General features: G+C 63.0%; 14 protein-coding genes and 1 tRNA gene. 8 read left to right on the forward strand and 7 right to left on the reverse strand.

The annotated features are described in order from the left end of the window. Nucleotides 1-31: 31 nt before the first annotated feature. The 4 genes from OJB03_RS07415 to OJB03_RS07430 all read left to right on the forward strand — a co-directional run bounded on the left by OJB03_RS07415 (nucleotide 32) and on the right by OJB03_RS07430 (nucleotide 5850). Nucleotides 32-652, forward strand: coding sequence for a DNA-3-methyladenine glycosylase (locus OJB03_RS07415; protein WP_263786271.1), 621 nt, complete (start codon nucleotides 32-34; stop codon nucleotides 650-652). Between the two features lie 261 nt (nucleotides 653-913). Beyond that, nucleotides 914-3814: an alanine--tRNA ligase gene (gene alaS / locus OJB03_RS07420; protein ID WP_263786273.1), complete on the forward strand. Its 2901-nt coding sequence runs from the start codon at nucleotides 914-916 to the stop codon at nucleotides 3812-3814. Between the two features lie 367 nt (nucleotides 3815-4181). Continuing rightward, nucleotides 4182-4270: transfer RNA gene (locus tag OJB03_RS07425), tRNA-Ser, on the forward strand. A gap of 572 nt (nucleotides 4271-4842) precedes the next feature. Beyond that, nucleotides 4843-5850 (forward strand): hypothetical protein, encoded by a 1008-nt coding sequence (locus tag OJB03_RS07430; protein WP_263786274.1) that lies wholly within the window; start codon nucleotides 4843-4845, stop codon nucleotides 5848-5850. Between the two features lie 315 nt (nucleotides 5851-6165). On the opposite strand, the gene OJB03_RS07435 is transcribed toward OJB03_RS07430, so the two are convergent. Together OJB03_RS07435 and OJB03_RS07440 are read right to left on the reverse strand one after the other, a co-directional pair. Further along, nucleotides 6166-6543 (reverse strand): hypothetical protein, encoded by a 378-nt coding sequence (locus tag OJB03_RS07435; RefSeq protein WP_263786275.1) that lies wholly within the window; start codon nucleotides 6541-6543, stop codon nucleotides 6166-6168. A 188-nt stretch (nucleotides 6544-6731) separates the two neighbouring features. Beyond that, nucleotides 6732-6953 (reverse strand): hypothetical protein, encoded by a 222-nt coding sequence (locus tag OJB03_RS07440; protein WP_263786276.1) that lies wholly within the window; start codon nucleotides 6951-6953, stop codon nucleotides 6732-6734. 695 nt (nucleotides 6954-7648) lie between these two features. Between OJB03_RS07440 and OJB03_RS07445 the strand changes: the two genes are divergently transcribed. Both OJB03_RS07445 and dinB read left to right on the forward strand, forming a co-directional pair. Beyond that, a complete protein-coding gene (locus OJB03_RS07445) occupies nucleotides 7649-8503 on the forward strand; it encodes a GIY-YIG nuclease family protein (protein WP_263786277.1) in 855 nt (284 codons plus the stop codon). A gap of 487 nt (nucleotides 8504-8990) precedes the next feature. Beyond that, on the forward strand, nucleotides 8991-10112 hold the full coding sequence (gene dinB / locus OJB03_RS07450) for a DNA polymerase IV (protein ID WP_263786279.1): 1122 nt from the start codon (nucleotides 8991-8993) through the stop codon (nucleotides 10110-10112). A gap of 13 nt (nucleotides 10113-10125) precedes the next feature. Here dinB and OJB03_RS07455 read toward each other — a convergent pair whose 3' ends face one another. Together OJB03_RS07455 and OJB03_RS07460 are read right to left on the reverse strand one after the other, a co-directional pair. Beyond that, a complete protein-coding gene (locus tag OJB03_RS07455; protein WP_263786280.1) occupies nucleotides 10126-11076 on the reverse strand; it encodes a glycerophosphodiester phosphodiesterase family protein in 951 nt (316 codons plus the stop codon). A gap of 352 nt (nucleotides 11077-11428) precedes the next feature. After that, nucleotides 11429-12073, reverse strand: coding sequence for a hypothetical protein (locus tag OJB03_RS07460; RefSeq protein WP_263786281.1), 645 nt, complete (start codon nucleotides 12071-12073; stop codon nucleotides 11429-11431). A 160-nt stretch (nucleotides 12074-12233) separates the two neighbouring features. On the opposite strand from OJB03_RS07460, the gene OJB03_RS07465 reads away from it, so the two are divergent. Both OJB03_RS07465 and OJB03_RS07470 read left to right on the forward strand, forming a co-directional pair. After that, nucleotides 12234-15212 (forward strand): TolB-like translocation protein, encoded by a 2979-nt coding sequence (locus OJB03_RS07465; protein ID WP_263786282.1) that lies wholly within the window; start codon nucleotides 12234-12236, stop codon nucleotides 15210-15212. Nucleotides 15213-15316: 104 nt separating this feature from the next. Further along, on the forward strand, nucleotides 15317-15697 hold the full coding sequence (locus OJB03_RS07470; RefSeq protein ID WP_263786283.1) for a hypothetical protein: 381 nt from the start codon (nucleotides 15317-15319) through the stop codon (nucleotides 15695-15697). Nucleotides 15698-15788: 91 nt separating this feature from the next. On the opposite strand, the gene OJB03_RS07475 is transcribed toward OJB03_RS07470, so the two are convergent. The 3 genes from OJB03_RS07475 to OJB03_RS07485 form a co-directional block, all read right to left on the reverse strand. Next, complete coding sequence (locus OJB03_RS07475; RefSeq protein ID WP_263786284.1) at nucleotides 15789-16172, reverse strand: response regulator; 384 nt, start codon at nucleotides 16170-16172, stop codon at nucleotides 15789-15791. A 204-nt stretch (nucleotides 16173-16376) separates the two neighbouring features. Then, the gene (locus tag OJB03_RS07480; RefSeq protein ID WP_263786285.1) at nucleotides 16377-18359 is read right to left on the reverse strand and encodes a helix-hairpin-helix domain-containing protein; all 1983 of its coding nucleotides are present in this window, start codon (nucleotides 18357-18359) and stop codon (nucleotides 16377-16379) included. Nucleotides 18360-18492: 133 nt separating this feature from the next. Beyond that, nucleotides 18493-19320, reverse strand: a complete 828-nt coding sequence (locus OJB03_RS07485) for a hypothetical protein (protein ID WP_263786286.1) — start codon at nucleotides 19318-19320, stop codon at nucleotides 18493-18495. Between the last annotated feature and the right edge of the window lie 38 nt (nucleotides 19321-19358).

The following is a 19358-nucleotide window of genomic DNA, read 5'->3' on the forward strand; positions in this document are numbered from 1 at the left end:
ACCGACCACCCCACCAACTGTTCATATTGACATGGAGCCCCTCCCTGCGTCCTTTTTCAACCGGCCGACGGTCTCCGTCGCTCGGGACCTACTCGGCGCTCGTCTCGTCCACGAGGCCCCGACGGGCACTCGCATCGTGGGACGGATCGTGGAGACGGAAGCCTACACGGAGGACGATCCCGCCTGCCACGCCTCCCACCTCTCGCGTGACCCAGAGACCGGTGAGGTGGTGGGACAGGGACGGGGCCAAGACTTGTTTGCCGCACCGGGCACCGCGTACGTGTATCTCATATACGGCATCCATTGGCTCCTCAACGTGGTGACGGAGCCGGAGGGCACGGCGGGAGCCGTGCTGATTCGAGGGGTGGAGCCCGAAGCGGGCATCGACGACATGCGAAAAGAGCGGGGCGTGGACCGCAAGGTGAATCTAACGAATGGGCCGGGGAAGCTGGCGGAAGCGTTTGGCATCGACGGCGACGCTCACAAGACGCGCCTGACGGCCCGCCCGCTGTTTTTTACCGACGGGGCCTCAGTCGAGGACGAGCGGGTCGCACAGTCGTCACGCATCGGCATCTCCAAGGGGGTGGAGCGCCCCTGGCGCTGGTACGTGGCCGAGAACCGGTTCGTCTCACCGGCCAGCCCGAGCAGCTAACCGCAATTGCGCCGTCTGAAAGGACGACCTCGCTTGGGAATCCTCGACGACTTCAGCCGTACATACGAGCACTCGGACACGTACACTCGTAAAGCCTCCAAGACCTGGCCACTGCAAGGAACCGTAATGCCGTGTGTGCCTGCTCTGCACGCGCGTCAGAAAGCGGAGAGCTTGAGCAAAACCCCAACCATTACTTGAGGTGGTCGGGCATACTTCGCTGACTCCGAAATCTGTACGACTTATCCAATCAGCCAAAATCGAATGTCCCACGACGCGATGAATCCCCACCTCCAGTCGTCTGCCGACCCGTCCCGCTCTTCCGAAGAGATCCGGGAGGACTTTCTGCAGTTTTTTCGGGCGAAGGGTCACGAGGTTGTCCCCAGCGCGTCCCTCGTGCCGGACGGGGACGGCACCCTGCTCTTCACGAACGCCGGCATGAACCAGTTCAAGGATGTATTCCTGGGATCTGGGCAGCGGCCGTACTCACGGGCCGTCGACACGCAGAAGTGCCTGCGGGTCTCCGGCAAGCACAACGACCTGGAGGAAGTGGGACACGATACGTACCACCACACCTTCTTCGAGATGCTGGGCAACTGGAGCTTCGGCGACTACTTCAAGGCCGAGGCCATCCGGTGGGCGTGGGAGCTACTCGTGGAGCGGTGGGGCCTGTCGCCGGAGCGACTGTACGCCACGGTGCACGAGGGCGACGACGACTTCGGCCTCTCGGCCGATGCGGAGGCGTACGACCTGTGGTGTTCGGAGACGCCGCTCCCCGAGGAGCGAGTCCTCTACGAACCGTCGAAGGAAAACTTCTGGATGATGGGCGACACCGGCCCCTGCGGCCCGTGCTCGGAGCTTCACGTGGACCTGCGCCCTCCGGAGGCCCGACAGGAGACGCCAGGGCGTGAGTTGGTGAACGCCGACCACCCGCAGGTGATGGAGCTATGGAATCTCGTCTTTATTCAGTACAACGCACAGCCCGACGGCAGCCTGGAGCCGCTTGACGACCAGCACGTGGACACGGGGATGGGCTTCGAGCGCATGGTGGCCGTGCTGCAGGGCGAGGAATCGACGTACGACACGGACCTCTTCGCGCCGCTCCTGCAGGCCATGGCCGATCTTTCTCCGCGTGAGGAGATCCGAGGCTACGACGACCTGCACATCGAAGACGACGACGAGCGCGAACGCGTGCGAATTGCCCTTCGCGTGGTGGCCGATCACATCCGTGCCATCGCCTTTGCCATCTCCGACGGCGTGATGCCGAGCAACGAGGGGCGAGGATACGTCATCCGCCGCATCCTGCGCCGGGCCGTCCGCTACGGCTACCAGACCCTCGAGCTGGACGAGCCGTTTCTACACCGCCTCGTCGACCCGCTGATTGAAAAGATGGGCGGCCAGTTCGATGGGCTCGTCGAGCAGCAGGAGTTCATCGAGCAGGCGATCCGGTCCGAGGAGGAGAGCTTCCTGGAGACCCTGGGCACGGGCATTGAGTTCTTCGAGCGCGTGGTGCCCCACGTCACTAGCTTTCAGAACACGGACGGGGAGGGCACCGATCATCTTCTCGGCGAGCTTCGAGAGGACCCCCGTGCGATGGATCTGCTGGAGAAAGCGTACGTCGATACCGACGACGAGAACGACATCCTGCGCGGCTTTGCCCGTACGGCCCGTAGCGGGACACTCCCGGGACAGATCGCGTTTCTCCTCCATGACACGTACGGGTTCCCGGTCGATCTCACGCGGCTGATGGCCCGCGAGCGAGGCCTGGATGTGGACATGGAGGGGTACGAAACGCTCATGGACCGGCAGCAGGAGCGTGCGCGCGCCGCCTCCGACTTTGCGGTGGACCAGAGCAATGTGCATGCTTGGCAGCCGGTGTCGGAGGGAAAGGCGTCCGTTTTCGTCGGGTACGATCAGGAGGCCGTCCCTGATGCCGAGGTTCGTGCGGTGCGGGTGGTGGAAAGCGATGACGCCCAACAGTACGAGGTTGAGCTAAGCCGCACCCCCTTTTACGCCGAGGCGGGGGGGCAGGTGGGGGATACCGGCACGCTCCGATTTGGGGACGAGCAGGTGCGAGTGCTCGACACCCAGCGTGCGAGCGAGCGCATCGCGCACACGGTGGATGCCCTGCCAGAGCATTTGGACGGCCCGGTGGAGGCGGTGGTGGACGCGGAGCGACGCAATCACATCCGGGCCCACCACACGGCCACTCACCTGATGCACGCCGTCTTGCGTGAGACGCTGGGGGACCACGTGCAGCAGAAGGGATCGCTCGTGGCGCCGGACCGGCTCCGGTTCGACTTTAGCCACTTCGATGCGGTCGAGGAGGATACCCTGCGTCACATCGAGCGTCGGGTGAACACCGCGATTCAGCAAAACATTTCGAAGCAGGAGGCGCGTGACATGCCCATCGACGAGGCGCTGGACCGCGGCGCGACGGCCCTGTTCGACGAGCAGTACGGGGATCGGGTGCGCGTCATTACCTTCGATCCGGACTTCTCCATGGAGCTGTGTGGGGGGACCCACGTCGATGCCACTGGGGAGATCGGGCTCTTCCGGTTCGTGTCCGAGGGCTCGGTGGCCTCGGGCGTGCGCCGTGTGGAGGCCGTGGCCGGGGCGGCGGCGCTGGAGCACGTGGCGTCTGAGCTCGACACGCTGTCGCGGGCCCGCCGACAGTTTCGGTCCCTGCACACCTCTCTGCCGGAGGCCATTGCGGAGGTGCAGGAGGAGCGCGACCGCCTGGAGAAAGAGGTTGATCAACTGCGCCGCGGTCAGCTCTCGGATCAGTTGGAGACCTTCATTGCGGAGAACGCGACCGCCGTGGACCAGGTGACGGTCGTTACCGGTCGGCTCGATCGGGCAAGCATGGACGACCTGCAGGAACTGGGGCAGCAGTTCCGCGACAAGCTGGGTGAGGGGACGGTTGGTGTCCTCGGCAGCGTGGGAGAGGACGGAGAGAAGGCGTACGTGGTGGCCACGGTGGCCGACGACCTCCTCGATGAGGGGGAGGTGCGGGCCGGAGACCTTGTCGGGACGCTGGGCGACCGGCTCGGGGGCGGTGGGGGCGGGCGCCCGTCTCTAGCATCGGCTGGTGGGCGCGACCCTGAGGCCCTCGACTCGGTGCTGGATGACGTTCCGGCCCTTGTCCGCGACCGCCTAGAGTAGCGATCGTTCCGGCCCGAACGTTGATTTGGGGCGTCCGCCGAGTGCAGGGCGGGGCTGAGATTTCGGCGGGCCGACGGCGCAAGTCGGGAGGACAAGTCGCTGACGGGAGTGGCGGAGGAATGAGTCAACGACTGGACGCCACGCATGCCTCTGCGCCCCATTGGTCTCAGTCTCTACGATCAGGCGGTGTTCTTTACGGCACCGCCCTGTATGGCGCATGGGCTGATGCTTGGCCCTTGAGGCCGTGGATCGGATCGAGGACGAATTGTGCAGCGGGGCGGAACGGTTCACAGTGATTTAGCTGCGATCCGCGCACGATGAGTGGAACGTGGCCTGTGGCACGATGTACGGCACTATCGACATTCACGGTGGGGTGGCAGAGCCTGGTTGAATGCACCGGTCTCGAAAACCGGAGGGCCCTCGCGGGTCCCGGGGGTTCAAATCCCTCCCCCACCGCCCCGACAAAAAGCCTCTCAGCGTCTGCTGAGGGGCTTTTCGTGTTTAAAAGGGCCTTGCGCGGAGACTGGCTACTGCCACCTCAATCGGGTGTGACTGCTCTCATTTGAGCAATAATTGAGCAGTCGCCCCATCTCAATGGCCTCTCGTGTCCGACTGTGCTCCGAGAGCTTTTCGGACCTGCGATGAGGTCCTGCGGCGTTCTACAAGCGTTCTCCGAGAAGGCCTCTCAATATTGGGCCAGGCTTGCGAGTCGTTTCCTGGTCAGTCATCACTCGGCCCATCACAAGCAGTGAGGTCGCTGGGCGTTCTGGGAAGGACGTTAGACCCACAGAGCTGACGTGTCTCCGTAAATCCCAAGGCCTTCCACCAAGCCCTGAGGGCCGCTGGAGGGCGCTTGGTGTCCTGCTCAAGTCCGTCCGCGTCTGCCCCGTGTGCATCTCACCTTTGAGTCTATGACCGGCCAGTCCAGCCCTAAAACTACGGCCCCTGACACGAGCACCGAGGCGGTCCCCTCTGTTCTGATTGTTGCCGCCGTCTGTCTCGTCCTCTGCGCCTGCAATCCACAAGAGATGGCACTCGTCGGGAGCGAAGACACAAGCGAGGTGGCAGCTTTCGAGCCTAGCACGAGCACCATTCAAGGAAGTGTTTCCATCCCGAACGTAAGTAGGGGGGCCAGTGAAATCCTGCTTCGCCGAGACGGTCAGATGGGCTACGTGCGGGGCGACGTTGCGCAGGGGCAGACCACTATCCACGTGGTAGACATCGGGTCGCCACCTACGCTGGAGGGAACGCCGACAACGGTGTCCTACATCGCCACCGACATGGCAGAGGTAAATGCCCTGACGATCGTAGGTACGGGCCGAGACGCGTTGGGGTCGGGCGACATCCTGGTCTCGAGCGCAGTTCCTGCTGCTCAGTCGGAGGAGGATGTGCTTAACCTAGGGCCGGGGTCTAGCCCGACGGTCGACGTTTGCGACGACGAATCGACGGTGCTCGTTGCGATGAATGGCACGGGGAGCCAGCGGGCTGTGCGTAAACTCAAGATTGATGACCAACAGCAGCTCACCGACACCGGCGATTCGTTCCAGACATCTGGTCCGCCTCAGAACGTTCACTGTGCTCCTGGGAGCCAGGCCGGAATCGTCGTGAACACGCTCGGGACGGCCCAGACGTTCACCACGGCAAGCATGAACGTGGCGAATACGCAGAACCTCGCGGCACATGGTCAGGGAACAGCTTCCCTTGCTCACTCCGCCGACTTCAACTCCGGTGGCAGCGCCGTATACGTGGTGAGCAGCGTCGGAGACTTTACGGGAACGGGTTACGTGGAACGGTTCTCATTCAACTCGTCGACTGGAGTGCTTGGGGCTGGGACGCAGAAGACAATTGAGCCTGTCACCCGTACGACGGTAGGTCTTGAGCTGGTGGGCGTAGGGCCGAAGGGCAACAATATATTTGTGACCGAGTGGCGGAAGGATCGTATCCTCGTCCTGGACGCAACCACCTTGTCTCGGCAAAACACCATCTCCGGATCGGCCATCAACGCGCCACTGTCGATCAATGTCGTCGGCAAGTAGGACACCACAGGTGGCTGAGACCTCAGCAAGCGCTGCCCAATGATCGATCTCTAGGATCTCCCGGATGGCGGTTGGAAGGCGATGGAACCGCTCGTGTGCTTCTCTCCGAAGTGATTCCCGCCGTTCTCGATGATGTTCGAGGAGCCGCATTCCCTGGACCCGCGGGCTCTCTGGGTCGTCGGACCAGCTGGGCCGGTGAGTCGAATGGGACGCAGTCCAGACAGGAATCGTCACCACGGAGCCGTTGCCGAGAAGAGATGCGTCTTTCCGTACCCCATTTGAAGATCAAGACAGGCTGCTGCGTGGGTCGGTGACTCATTCGTCCCATTCTCGGTTCGAGGTTAGGGTGGGGACGGACGACTGGGTGGGGTGGGGCGGTGCGCATCGTACAATGAGGCGTGTGTTGATAGCGTCTCCGTCGTAGCGTTCTGCGAGGGTTTCTGCCCTCCGCTGGTCGACTGCGCGCACTACGGTAACCACCCTGCACCGTCCTCGTCCTGTCCGGTTGATGAGGGCCCGAACGGCCTTCTTGTCGTCGTGCGGCTTGAAGAACGACGCGGTGTCTACCTTGACGAAGTACGTCTCGACCTCGTAGTCCACCGAGTCGGACGTTGTCTCTAGCGTGTCGAGCACCTGGGCCTCGGCGGCTAGTGGCAGGAGGGCAGCGGTGAGCAACACGGCAACCGTTCGCACGACCGGTAGGCGGACGTCCGGTGGAGAAGGGGTCGGAATGAGCACAAGGGGGAAGAAGAGAGGGACTTTTGCTCGAAAGACAGTTGGGGGGTGACAACGTAGTCATCGTACTCAATCAAGGGAAAAGCCATCTCCTCGAGAGGCCACGACGGCGATTGACCAGCCATGCCGTTGCCAGGGGAAATCCATCATGCCGGAATGTCGATGCCCTCGATAAGGCGGAGTGGAATGTCCCTCTCTTCGCCGCCGGCACTGATCACGCGCACTGTAGGCATAGAGGCCGATCGGTCATCGACGCGCTGAACTGTCTTTGCGGCGACGACGGTCTCTGGGAGGGTTAGGAGGCAGGGACGAGGCTGCCGCTCGAGCTCGAGAAGCTGTTGGTACACCTTTGCGTTGAGCTGACCCATGCGGCGTCTGCGTGCCCTGAATGCCTTGATTTGGGGACCGTAGATGGCATGCGCGCCCTCAGGCGAGTGATCCCGGTCCCCCACCAAGAAAATAGAAGAGGCCACATAGACACGAGGGGAGCTTCAACTCTTCTTCTGACCCGCACCTACGGTCGGCAGGTCAAGGCCACCGCGGTAGATCTGTGGCGTACACGGGGCTTGCGCTCTATGGCGGAGCGGGCCTCCGATCTGCCTCATAACCGCAAAGACGTGTTAGCCCAAATCTTTCCAGACGTTAACGCTGTTATTGCACGGTGCGCTGTAAAATCACGGGTCTCTTCGGGAGCAGCCTTGGAGCGGTGCCGCTGACTCATGTGTGTTCGTGAGAACTGGGTCGCCTTCCCACTTTGGAAGTCCTGGTGGAGAACAAGAGGTGTTTCTCCTTGTCATTTCAACGCCTCCGTTTTCGCGTACGACAATCTGTACGTTCGGCCGACTACGAGGGCAATAGGAAGCTTCCTCGTGTTCGTTCAGGATGGTCCGTTCGCACACGGACCTGTGTCCATCCGCACCATCGATCTCGTCTCCGCTCGTCCGCAGAGTGATCTCTGCCACTAGACGAGGAACAAGTGGCCCGAGGAACCCTCGGCCGTGCCTGATTCCCGGTCTGGGCCTCCGCCTAACGTTGTATTTAATCCCCCGACCCCTGAGTTCTCATGGATGACGCCCGCCCGAAGACGGTACAGATCTTTCTTCCCGACGGGAATGCCCAGAGCCTCCGGGTCGCCGAAATCACCAGTCGCACCGTGCAGGCGGTGCAGATTCCCCGTCAGAAGCTCGGCGTGGCCGAACAACGCGACGAGGTGCATCGGGTTGGGGTGTACTTCCTGTTTGGCGAGGTCGGGGACGACGCGAGCAAACCCCCGGCGTATGTTGGAGAGGCGGAGAACTGCCTACAGCGCATCGTCGGGCATCACCGGCGAAAAGACTTCTGGACGACCGCCGTCACCATCACGTCGAAGACCCGCAGCTTCACAAAGGCCCACGCCCGGCGTCTGGAATACGACTGCATCCGCACGGCGCAGAAGGCCCAGCGCTTCCGGCTTCAAAACACCCAGACGCCCGCGGAGCCGCACATTCCCGAGGCGATGCTGGCAGAGCTGCGGGACAACTTCGGGACCATCGAGACGCTTCTTTCAATGCTTGGCTTTCCAATTCTCAACCCGCTGCCCACGGAGAAGGATACCAGCAACGGGCAGACCAAACTGTACTGTCAGGGAAACGGCGCGAAGGCCACGGGCGAGTACACGGAGGATGGTCTCGTGGTCTTTGAAGGATCGACGGCCCGTTTGGAGACGACCCCATCAGCCCCAGAGGCGATCGAGCGACGGCGGAAGAATCTCCGGGCAGATGGGGTTTTGCAACGCCAGGACGACCGGCTCGTCTTTCGGGAGAACCACGCCTTCAATTCGCCGAGCGCTGCCTCCGGTGTCGTGCTTGGCCGATCGAGCAACGGATGGAGTGAGTGGGCGGACGACGCCGGACACACGCTCGATCACCTGGAACGCTGATCAGACTGCCCGCTGCCGTTGGGCACAGAGACGGATGTGGGGTTGATCGCTGCGCGAGAGAGATTCCCCTGAACCTGCCGTGGATGTGACACCCGCCCACGACTGACCTGAGGATTCCAAAGCCCCTCAGCAGAAGCAGAGAACTGTGATAATAAATTTTATCATGCATATGTGCACCGGTCTGCCTGTAGAAGACCTCGCGGGAATCTGTCGGAGCACTTGAGTCAATTCTCGTGTAGACCATACTACAGTCGCCCCAAGACAAAGCATGTGTGATAGAGCGGAAACTCTAGACGGCAGCGGACTGGTGCGTATTCTGTGGCCCAAGCGGAAGACTTGAGATCATCGGCCCCAGGGCGGTTCCGCAGGGTGGACGTGAGTCACGGCAAGCCAGAAGCGGAGCCCACACCGAATGGGCTGCTGGACATGCCCCCACCGCGGAGAGCTTCCTGGTGCGTATCCCCCATCTCTTCTGAACTCCTTAACGATGAGCGGCCACGACACCGACGGCACGTCTGGAGGGGACACGCAAAAAGACCCCCGCCGAATTGTCCACGTGGACATGGACGCTTTCTACGCCCAGATCGAGCAGCGTGACTTTCCGGATCAATACGGCGGGAGGCCCATCGCGGTCGGGGGCAACCCTCCCAGGGGGGTGGTCCAGACGGCCAGCTACGAGGCCAGGCCCTACGGCGTGCACTCGGCGCAGCCGGCGGTGGAGGCCGATCGGAAGTGCCCTGATCTCATCTTCGTTTCTCCCCGCATGGACGTGTACCAGGAGGAGTCGAAGCGTATTCGGAAGATCCTTCGGCGGTATACCGATCTGGTCGAGCCGCTTTCGCTCGACGAGGCGTACCTGGACGTGACGGAGCCGAAGAAGGGGCTGCCGTCGGGCACCTTGATTGCCCGTCGCCTCCGCGACGAAATCTACGAGGAGACCGGGCTCACCGCCTCCGCGGGGGTGGGGCCCGGAAAGTTTGTCGCGAAGGTGGCCTCCGACCAAGACAAACCGGACGGGCTTACCGTGATCCGTCCCGACGAGCAGATGAAGTTCATCGCCCAACTGTCAATCGAGGAATTTCATGGGATCGGGCCGGTCACCGCGGAGAAGATGCGGGGGATGGGAATTCAGACTGGGGCTGACCTACAGGCGATCGCGGAGCGAAAACTCGTCCACCACTTTGGCAAGCGGGGGCGTCACTTCAAGAAGCTCGCGGAGGGAACCGACGACCGGCCCGTTCAGCCCGATCGGGACCGCAAGTCGGTGGGGGCCGAACGAACCTTCTCGGAGGACATTGCCGAGACGGGGAAGATGCTGGAACGGCTGTCCCCGATCGCCGAGAGGGTGGCTCAACGTCTTCGAAAAGCGAAGCGGAAGGGACGAACCGTAACCCTCAAGCTTAAGAGCCACGACCACCAGGTGTCCACCCGACAGACGACGGTGGAACGGCCCCTTCGCGCAAAGGACGAGCTCATGATCATGACGGAGCGTCTCCTGCAACGCCCTCACCCCCCGAAAGAGCCCGTTCGGCTTCTGGGGATCAGCGTTTCCTCACTCACCGAGGGCGAAGAGGCAGGCGGCCAGCTGGAGTTTGACTTTCGTCCGTGAGGGACGCACGGGCTCAGTTGGATGCCTGGAGGTCGTAGGTAGCGGCCGCCTGGCTGGCAAGGGCAGTCTCGTCGGTGGAGATCACGTCGACGCCCTGGTCAAACAGGCGGTGGTACACGATGAGTCCTTGGTTGCGCGCCTGCTGGTCGGTTTCTCCAAAGGTCCCGACGGACATCGGGACCTTGTTTTCCGAGAACACCTGGGCGGGGCCGTCGGCAATCGCCCCGACCCCGACCCACCCAAGCAAACGGGAGGGGTCGATGTCCCGAACGAGGGTGCTGGCTTCCTCGCTTGTCTCTGCCGAGACTGAGAGGATGAGGTTCGGCAGGCGCTGGTGATACCACCGGGCATCCTCCAGCGTGTAGGTGATGACCAGTGCCTGATCCAGGGCATCATGTTGCTGGAGGGCCGTCGCAACCCGGGAGCGGGGCACGTTGTCCTTCACGTCGAGCTGAAGAACAGTCCGCCCTTCCGCCCAGGCCAGTGCCTCTGAGAGCGTAGGGATTTCAAATCGAGTTCGGGTGCCACTGTCGGTGACAAGTTGGAAGGACCGGAGCTCCTCCAACGTACGGGTCTGGACAGAGTCACGTCCAGTTGTCGTCCGGTCGAGGGTCTCGTCGTGCATCAGCACGAGTACACTATCCCGGGTCATCCGCACGTCGGTTTCCAGAAGGACCGGCCCTTGAGTGAGGGCGTGGCCAAAGGTTGGGAGTGCATTCTCGGGGAAGCCCGTATCCGGGCCGCCCCGGTGGGCACTCACCAGAGGATCCGGAGAAGAACGGAGATAGGCCGCTAGGCTGTCTGCGTGGGGAAAGTCCCGGTAGTTCTCCGCCAGGGGCTTGGCGACCGCCTTGCCGGCCGTCTCCTGCTCGGAGCCCTGGCATCCGCTGAGGGCAAAGGCCCCGAGGACACACGTGCAAAGGAAGAGCCATGCCGGAGGCCATGGCCGAGGAAAACGTCTCACAGTACTGAATTGAGTGACATTCGTGGTGCGGCGTCCCCCACTTTCTTTAAGGATGTGCGTGGTCGCGGACCTCAACACGAACCGTGGTGGTATCGGTGCGCGCTGAGATCAGATGTCCGACCTTTCCACTGCACGATACGCTTCTAACCCCGTGCACAAGAACAGGTCCCTGCTAGATGGCGTCGTCAGCGATTTTTTTGGAGAACCGACGTGGGTGTTTCTGGATGTTCGCCCAAAGAAGCGTTCTCGCGCCAAGCCCTGCTTGTGATTCTGCAGAACTTATGCCGTCGGAGGCGGAAACGGATGCATCCTCTGATTCGACTTGGCCACTGCCAAAGAGCAGAACGCTCAGCTAGTTGCGGGGAATTTGCACGCTGGAGGCGGGGCGTGTCGTGACGGTGGGGCGCTGCTGCAGCCAGCGCACGTACCCAAACGACTGGTCGGGGGCCAGGGAGACCGGTAGCGTCTCGTCCAGCACGACCGCGCCGGCCGCCGTAAGCGTATCCACGAGGCCCGCCACAGGCCCTTCGGCTTCCAGGCAGAAGGTCCAGGCGGTCTCCTCATCGGCCTCGACCGTCGTCAGTTCGGCTTCAAGAGTCGCCGCAGGCGTCGTGGGGAGGCGTTCTGTCAGGGCAGACTGCTCCCCCGGAGCAAACGACAACTGACGGCGTGTCTTCTTTACGGGCACCCACAGGTCCGTGGGGTCGTCGTCCCACAGGTGGGACGCAGAGTCCGCCAGATCCAGGGTCCATTTTCCCCACTGCTCACAGCGCCCGCTCGCCGCGTCGCTGAAAGCAGTGCTGAGCGGTCCGGCGAGGCGCCGCTTGATCTGGAGCTGGCCGTCTCGCATTTTCAGGTTGAGGGCAGGGTCCTCTGCGGGAAGATACAGGTCGGTCTGGGTGAAGGTCTCGACGGGGCCCAACGCGGCGAACCATTTGTGGAGGGCGTCGGGGAGGGGGGCAGGGCCGAACCAGCGGGCTTCGAGGGTGATCGTCATTAATCAGAGTGGGCACTGAACAGGGCAGAGGCGCGGCCGCAACCGGCGTCGGCCGCCACAGGCAGGACAACAAGAACGACCAGTTTTGGCATTGGTCTACTGGCCTGAAGCAACGCCCTCCGCGCGCCGCGGTTCAGACAACTGAGAGCAGACAATCCATATGTCTCAAGTCCTTCGTCTCGTTCGGTCCTGGATTGTCAAGCCCTCGCCGGCCCTTCTCCGGTGGAGCGTTATAGGGGGACTGGTGGGGAGCCTCTGCCTGGTGTGGGGGGCGCGTCCTGGGGCGGCGCAACGAGCAACGCAGGGCGCCAGCGACGTGTATTCCGTGACCTACCGGCCGCCCGACGTGGAGTACACGACCTACCCCGGCGACCACTTCGACCTCATCGTTCAAGACGGGGTGGAGGACACCGCGTGGCGCATCCGAGAAGCCCTGGAGCGCACCCGAGAGGGCACGACCGACCTCATGGGAGTCCGTTCGTCGATCCATATGCCGGTGGTGGTAGATGGCTTTTCGGACCGGTCGAACGGGTTCGTCACGCCCTTCCCGTTCAAACAAGAGATTGAAGCCCCGAGTCTTCGGGCCGATGCCCTCGTTGCCCGTGCTTCCTCCTGGCCGTCAATCGTGGGGTCACACGAACTCGTCCATGCCACACAAGCGGAGATTAACTCGGGCTTCGGGCTCGGGTCTGTGGTGCGGTTTTTCGCCCCGGACGTGGCGCGAGCGGGCAACCTGACAGCCCCGCGCGGGCTGCTGGAGGGGGCGGCCGTTTACCGTGAGAGCCGCATCGAGGAGGGGGCCGGGCGCCTCAACGCGCCCCTCTTCACAATGAAGATGCGGGCCGCCATGTTATCGGACGATCCCTGGTCGCTCACTCAGATGCTGGCCCCGCCCGCCTACACGCAGCCGTTCAACCGGTTCTACATTGGCGGGGCCCACGCCTTCAAGGCCTGGGCCGAGCAGGGCGACACCACGAGCACGAAGTTCTTTCAGCGAGCAACGGCCCTCCACAACCAGTTTCCGTTTCTCGGGTTCGGGGTTGGACTGTGGAATGGGCTCGGAGAGTCCCCCAAACGCATCAGCGAGGATCTTCGGGCGACGCTCCGGGCTGACTACCAGCAGGACCTGAGTCGCCGACGTCCGTTTACGGACGCCCGCCGCATCGCCGGGCAGCCCGGTCACAACTACCGGCGGCCCTACTGGCTGACTGAGGACACCCTGGTGACCTACCTGCACGGGTACGACGTGCGGCGGGGCTTCTACCGGGTGAACGCCGAGACTGGGGACCGGTCGCTCATCCGTGTGCAGTCAATCACAGAAGATTACACCTACAGCCTGGGCCGCGACACGAGCGCGCTCTACGCATCCCGGTACGTCCCGGATCCGCTGGTGCCCACACAGAATATCGCCGAGGCGGAGCGGGTGGGGCTAAAAGACGGCGCCGCCACCCAGGTAACGGAGGGGGGGCGTGTCTTTGCACCGGTGGAGGCCCCAAACGACTCTCTCTGGGCGGTTCGGAACGACGGGTCTTTCAGCCAATGGGCGGCCGTTCAGAATCGGACTGCGAAGTCCCTCACCGACTTCGAGCGGGCGCGGTTTAAGAAAATCGCGCCGTCCCCAGCGGAAAATACGATTGCGGTTCTGCTAAATGTGGACGGCACACAGCGGCTTTACCGGGTGGACCACCACCGGCGAGACCGGGTCCGACTGCGCCCCTGGATCGGCCTACAGGACGCGGTGATTTATGACGTCAGCTGGGGGCCGGACGGTCGCTATCTCCTTTTCGCGGCCGATCTCGACGAGACCCCTGACGTGTTTGCCTTCGACACCAAAGATCACGAGGTCCGGCGCCTGACGAACGTACGGTTCGGAGCCCTGGAACCGACGTTGTCTCCCGATCGCGAGACGGTCGCCTTCGTCGAGTACCAGCACGAGCGCCACGAGCTCGCGCGGATTCCCTTTCGCCCACAGGCGGCTCCCCTGGTGGACTCCACGCGAGTTGTCCGGGGCGGAGAGTCGCCTCAGCCGCCGCCCCGCGTGCAGTCCACCGAGACTGCGGACTTGGGCGCCGGCCGCGCGTACGAGGCATGGCGTCACCTTGCCCCCCGGATGGTCTACCCTACGCTCTCCTACGATCCGGACGAGACCGACCGCCCCGGTGCGGCTCGCTTCGAGCGCCTTGGGGTGGGCGTCGGGCTAGGGGTGGCCGGCAGCGATCCGCTGGGGCGGTGGCGGTACCAGGGCAACGGGTTTTGGCAAGACGGCCGGTTGTGGGGCTCGGCGACCGTGCAGACGGGCCGCTGGCTCCTCCGCCCGTCACTGACGGCGTACAACACCCCCGACACGCTCCCGGTCCGACTCGAAACTGGGAGAGGGCTGCGTGCCGCACGGATCGGATTTGAAGAGCGGGGCATCGCCCTTGGGACACAAATTCCCATCCGCCTTCAGTCGAACGTGTACCGGAGCGCACTGTCCCTGTCGCTCGGGGCCGAGTATCGACAAACCCGGTACTTTGGTTCGGCCCTGAACGTGCTGGCAGAGGACCAGGCGGCTCGTCTGGGGCAATGGCGGGACCGCATCACCTTGTCCCCGCGCGGGGCGTGGGGGCATCGCGTGCAGCAAAACCCCCGAGATCTGGTTCCCAATCAGGGCGTGGTGGTGCAGTCCCGTGCCGAAATCGATGCCTGGACGGAGGGCGTGGCGGCGAGTCGGGCCTTGATCTCTGAGGTGGACGTGTACCTCCCGTTGTTCCTGAGAAGTCACACTGGGGTGCGGCTGGGGGCCGGTGTGCTGTCCCAAAATGCCGGGGCGGTGCTGGGGACTGATCAGTTCATTCCCCGCGGCTACGAGGATCGATCGCTCGGGGCAGGGTCGTTTGTGCGAGTTGGGGCGGAAGTCACACAGCCCATCTGGTACATTGACGACGGGTCGACGCTCGTTCCTTTCTACGCGAAGGCGCTCTATGGCTACGGCTTTGGGCAGGCCCTCACGCGGGTCGACTCGTCCGGGCCGACATACTCTTCGTTCGGGGCAGGAATCGGCTTCCAGTTCCGCTTCTTCTATGCGCTCGAGTTTGATCTACAGGTTGGCGCTGCGGTTCGGCTTGAGCCAGGAGACGTGGAGCCCGTGTGGCGCTAGTTTAGGAGTAAGCTCTCTGGGGGTTGGGCCTGGCTGAACGAACTTGTGCGCGGACGGGGCGTTCACCTCATCGCATTGACTGTTCATCAGTCTACCCCGCCTGTATGGAAACGCTCCGCTGTAAGACGTGTGGATGTGAGAGTCTGCGTCCGATGCAGGTCGTCTTCGAAGAGGAAGATCAGTTCGACAATCTGCTCGGTGAGGAGCAGGAGTCTCGCTTTTACAGCTGCCAAGTCTGCGGCGATAACTGGCTGTCCGTGAAGGAAAAGACGGCCGATGGCGAGTGCACCATTACGTTTGTTCACCAAATGGAGACCTCTCCCATTCTGAAGCGTGTGGCCCACATGTCGAACGCAGTCGTCATCTCCGACGACAGCGTTGACGAGTGGGAATACTTTAAAGGGGACGAACTGGTCGACGAAGACGAGTGGGAGGACCTCCTTTCGGATCGACGCGACACGCTCAAAGCCACATGCGTGAACTAGAATCCAGTAAGGATCCCGCGTGAACTACGTTTGAGCCCGTTGTCAAGCCCAGGGCCTTTGGTCCTGGGCTTTTCTGTGGTTCCAATGGCCACTATGCTGGATTCAGGGTGCTCTCGATCGCTTCCGTGAGGTCGTCTCGGGTAAACGGCTTGCTGACGTACTCGTTGAAGCCTTTTTCGAGGAAGTCCTCTCGGTCTCCCGGCATGGCGTAGGCCGTGAGCGCGATTGCCGGGACCTGGCCCATGCCGTCCCGTTCCCGGATGAGGTGAAGCAAATCTGTTCCTGTCTGATCCTCACTGAGGTTGATGTCGAGCAGCAGGACCTCAAAAGCGGTCTCTTCCACGGCGGACAGGGCCGCCTCGACACCGGGCACCACTTCGGTTTCGTATGATCCCTTGAGCAGATGCTCCAACAGGAGTTGAGTCTCTGAGTTGTCTTCTACGGCCAGAATGCGGGGGTTCTCCGATGCGGTCATAGATCGAAAGAAAGGTGGGGGTGAAGACCGAGAAAAACGTGAGCCGACGAGTGCCGTCTACGGGCTCTGGCTCATACTGGTACGAGTGAGGTGGGCATCAAAATCAGATACCGAATGCGTGCGTGACCCCTAAGATCCAGGCGGTCCCCGTTTACATCAATCATCATGCCAGGCTTCAAAGAAGATTCGGCATCTCCCGACACGCTACAGGGCCCAGCGAACCTGTAGTCGAAGCTCGCGACGTCGGGACCCTTTTACCTGATTGAGCCCGGAGCCGATCGTCGTTCGGTTCTCGTAGCGGGTAACCCCGTACTTTGCCTCAAGGGTCAACGAGGGAAATGGCTCGTACTGCACGAGGGCGTAGGACCGTCGGCCTCGATCAAAGAAAACGGGGGCCGAGAAGCTGTATCTGAGGTCATGCTCGTAGGCGTAAATGCGGGCCGGAAACCCGTCCGTATCGAAGAACGCAATCCGTGCGTCGACGGTGAGAGTAAAATGGGGCCTCCAACGAAGTCCTTGGGACAGGAAGAACCCGCGTGAACGCGTGTGCGGGGTTGTGTGCTGGGACAGCTCGAGGCGCGTCCGGGCGGTCAGGGCGTCGCTGAACGAGTACTCGGTATGCCACCGCGTCGAGTACCGGCGTTCTCGCCGAAGGCCTTCGAGGGACCGACCGGTACGGCGGTACTCCGTGCCCTCGTCGTCATCCTGCACACGAACCTGAATGTAGCTGGAAAGCCAAGGGCGGGGCTCATAGTCAAGGACCACACGCGCCTCCCATCCGGTGGAGGAACGAGGCACATTGAATTGGAGCCAGGGGGCACGGTATTGATCGAGGTAGGCCCCAATGCTCCACCTCGGGGCCAGTTGGAGTTGCAGGCCCGTGTAAACGCCCATCTCGTTCTGTGGCCGGCTCCCGTCCCCGAACGCATTGCCGTAAAACGACGCAAAGTCGGACGGATACCGACGTCCCATTACGACCGCTTCGGCGTAGTCGCCGTCCAGCGCGGCGCCCAAGAGGGCGCCATAGGATCCGCGAGGAGAACGAGCAGCTTCGCCGAACAGGGCGTAGTCCCCAAGCAGGACGGTTCCGTACGTCCCAATCATTGATGCTTTGTCCCCCGCCACCCGAAACCGTCGGTAGGGCCGGTCACCAGGCCGAAGTGGCCGTGAGAAGCGGGCCTGATAGCCCGTGATCCCGAGGTGGAGCCCAGGCCGGCGGTACGCCAATGCGCCGCCGATGGTCGTTTCGCCAAAGGCACCTTTGCGCGCAAGTTCACTCGGGGTACGGTGCTGTCCCCCGCCGGATAGGGTGCGGACCGGAAGTGGGCCGTCGGTGCCCGCAAAAGAAGAGTCGACCGACGCGTCCCGGTTTCGACGCGAGGCAAATGCGGTGAGAGACAATTCGCCGGGCAGTCCAATGGTGGCCGCGGCCCCGCGAAAAAACGAGGTCTCCGAGGCTGAGCGGTAGGGGCGAATGCCGCGGCCGCGCTTCTGGGCCGGGGCGACTGGGTCGCGTCCCTTTCCGAACCGAAGGCCCTGCCAGAGGGCGATGCCCTGCCCAAACTGGGCCGTGAAGTCGCCGAGGACGAGCGTTTCGAGGCGGCCGAGATCGCGGAGGGCAAGGCTTCCAGTGATGTGGTCAAACCCATAGGTCTGTGCTTGGGGAGCCCACCGGACTGGCTCGCCGGGATCCTTGTCGAGCGTCAGGGCGAGCTGAAGGCGGCGCTCGTGAGCGAGCTGGAGACGGGTTGTGAGGCGACCCGGGGGGCCGAGAAATCGATCCTCGTGGAACCCGCGTCCCAAATCGAGCCGCCGTGTAAATCGCTGGGTAAGGTGGAAGCTAAGGTTCGACGTGATTGTGTTGAACGTGGGAAAGATCGACTGGGAGGTCGCCTTCTCGAGCCGCACGAAGGGGCGAACCGACTGAACCGTTGCGGGTCCAATGCCGTCTACAGCCCGCAGATCTCCCACTTCATCGAAGAGCCCGTTGTCAGTCCGGTGCTGCACGATGCGGTGGGCGTCTCTCGACGTAAGATTGGGCAACATCGAGAGGTCGGCGGCGGAGGCTTGATTGAGGGCGAGGGGCCGCGTCTTCAGGTCGGCAAGATGCTCGGCTGCCAGCGTGGCCGTACGGTCCGTAGTCCCGAGCGCATCCAAAATGGGTTCGAGACGCGGACCGAGATCCATGGTATCCGCCTTCAGCGTATCCGTGTGAGGCTGAGCAGTGGTGCAGATTGGTCCAGCGAAAAGAACGAGCAGGCCGATCTGGGCTGGCAGGACAAGTCGAGAGATGGGCCCTATGGAAGACATGGAAACACGGCTACCAATGAACGTCCAGCGACGCGGAGGGCGTCCAGCCGAGTTCGGCGTGTTGTTCGGCGGCAACGTGTGCCTGCAGCCAGTCGAGGTGAAGGCCAACGCCCCCGGTGAACCGGGTGGGAACGGTCGTGACACCAGCGCGAAGTGCGATCAAAGACAGAGGGCGGACTTCGAGTCCGCCCCGCACCGCGGCGGGAAAGGCGCGATCCTTGAACACGTCCACGAGGACCCGAAGATGATCGCCCGCGCGGTACTGGAGGCCTACCGATAGGGTTTGGGGCAACGGCTCTCCCTCGACCAGCGAAGGGCCATTGACGTTCGTGGCGTGGGCCCCCAGGTCCAGAGACGACAAGAGCGGGAGGAGAAGGCCGAGGTGCAGTCCGACCGTGGCGGTGCCCCCGTACCCCTCAATGCGTGTATGGTAGTACCGTCCCGTCACGCCGAGTTGCATCCGACGGCTGGTACCAAAGGAGAGCCCGCGCGCATACCCCAGACTGTAGTGAATCTCTCGATACCCGTCGCCCCCGAAGGTGCTGGCGCCGGCCGAGACGCTCCCCCACGCAGCAGGCCAGGTGCCCGACACCGATCCGTACCGGAGGGCCGATAGTCCGAACGCCTCCCGGGCGAAGAACGAGACCACTCGGTGGGTGCGTCGGGCCGCCGCGGCCGGATTGGCGTGCACGCCAGACGTCGTTGTGAGTGCGGTCGCGGCGTAGCCGAGGGCGGACGATCGAGCACCGCCGAACAAGTCGTACGTGGATTGCCCGTGCGCCGGGGCCGGTCCGACCACGAGGCACCCAACAATGAAAAGCCCCAAGAGATGACGCATGGCAGAAGGGCGACCGATGCCATGACGCGATGGTATCC

The sequence above is a fragment of the Salinibacter grassmerensis genome (genome assembly GCF_947077765.1).
GTDB lineage: Bacteria > Bacteroidota > Rhodothermia > Rhodothermales > Salinibacteraceae > Salinibacter > Salinibacter grassmerensis.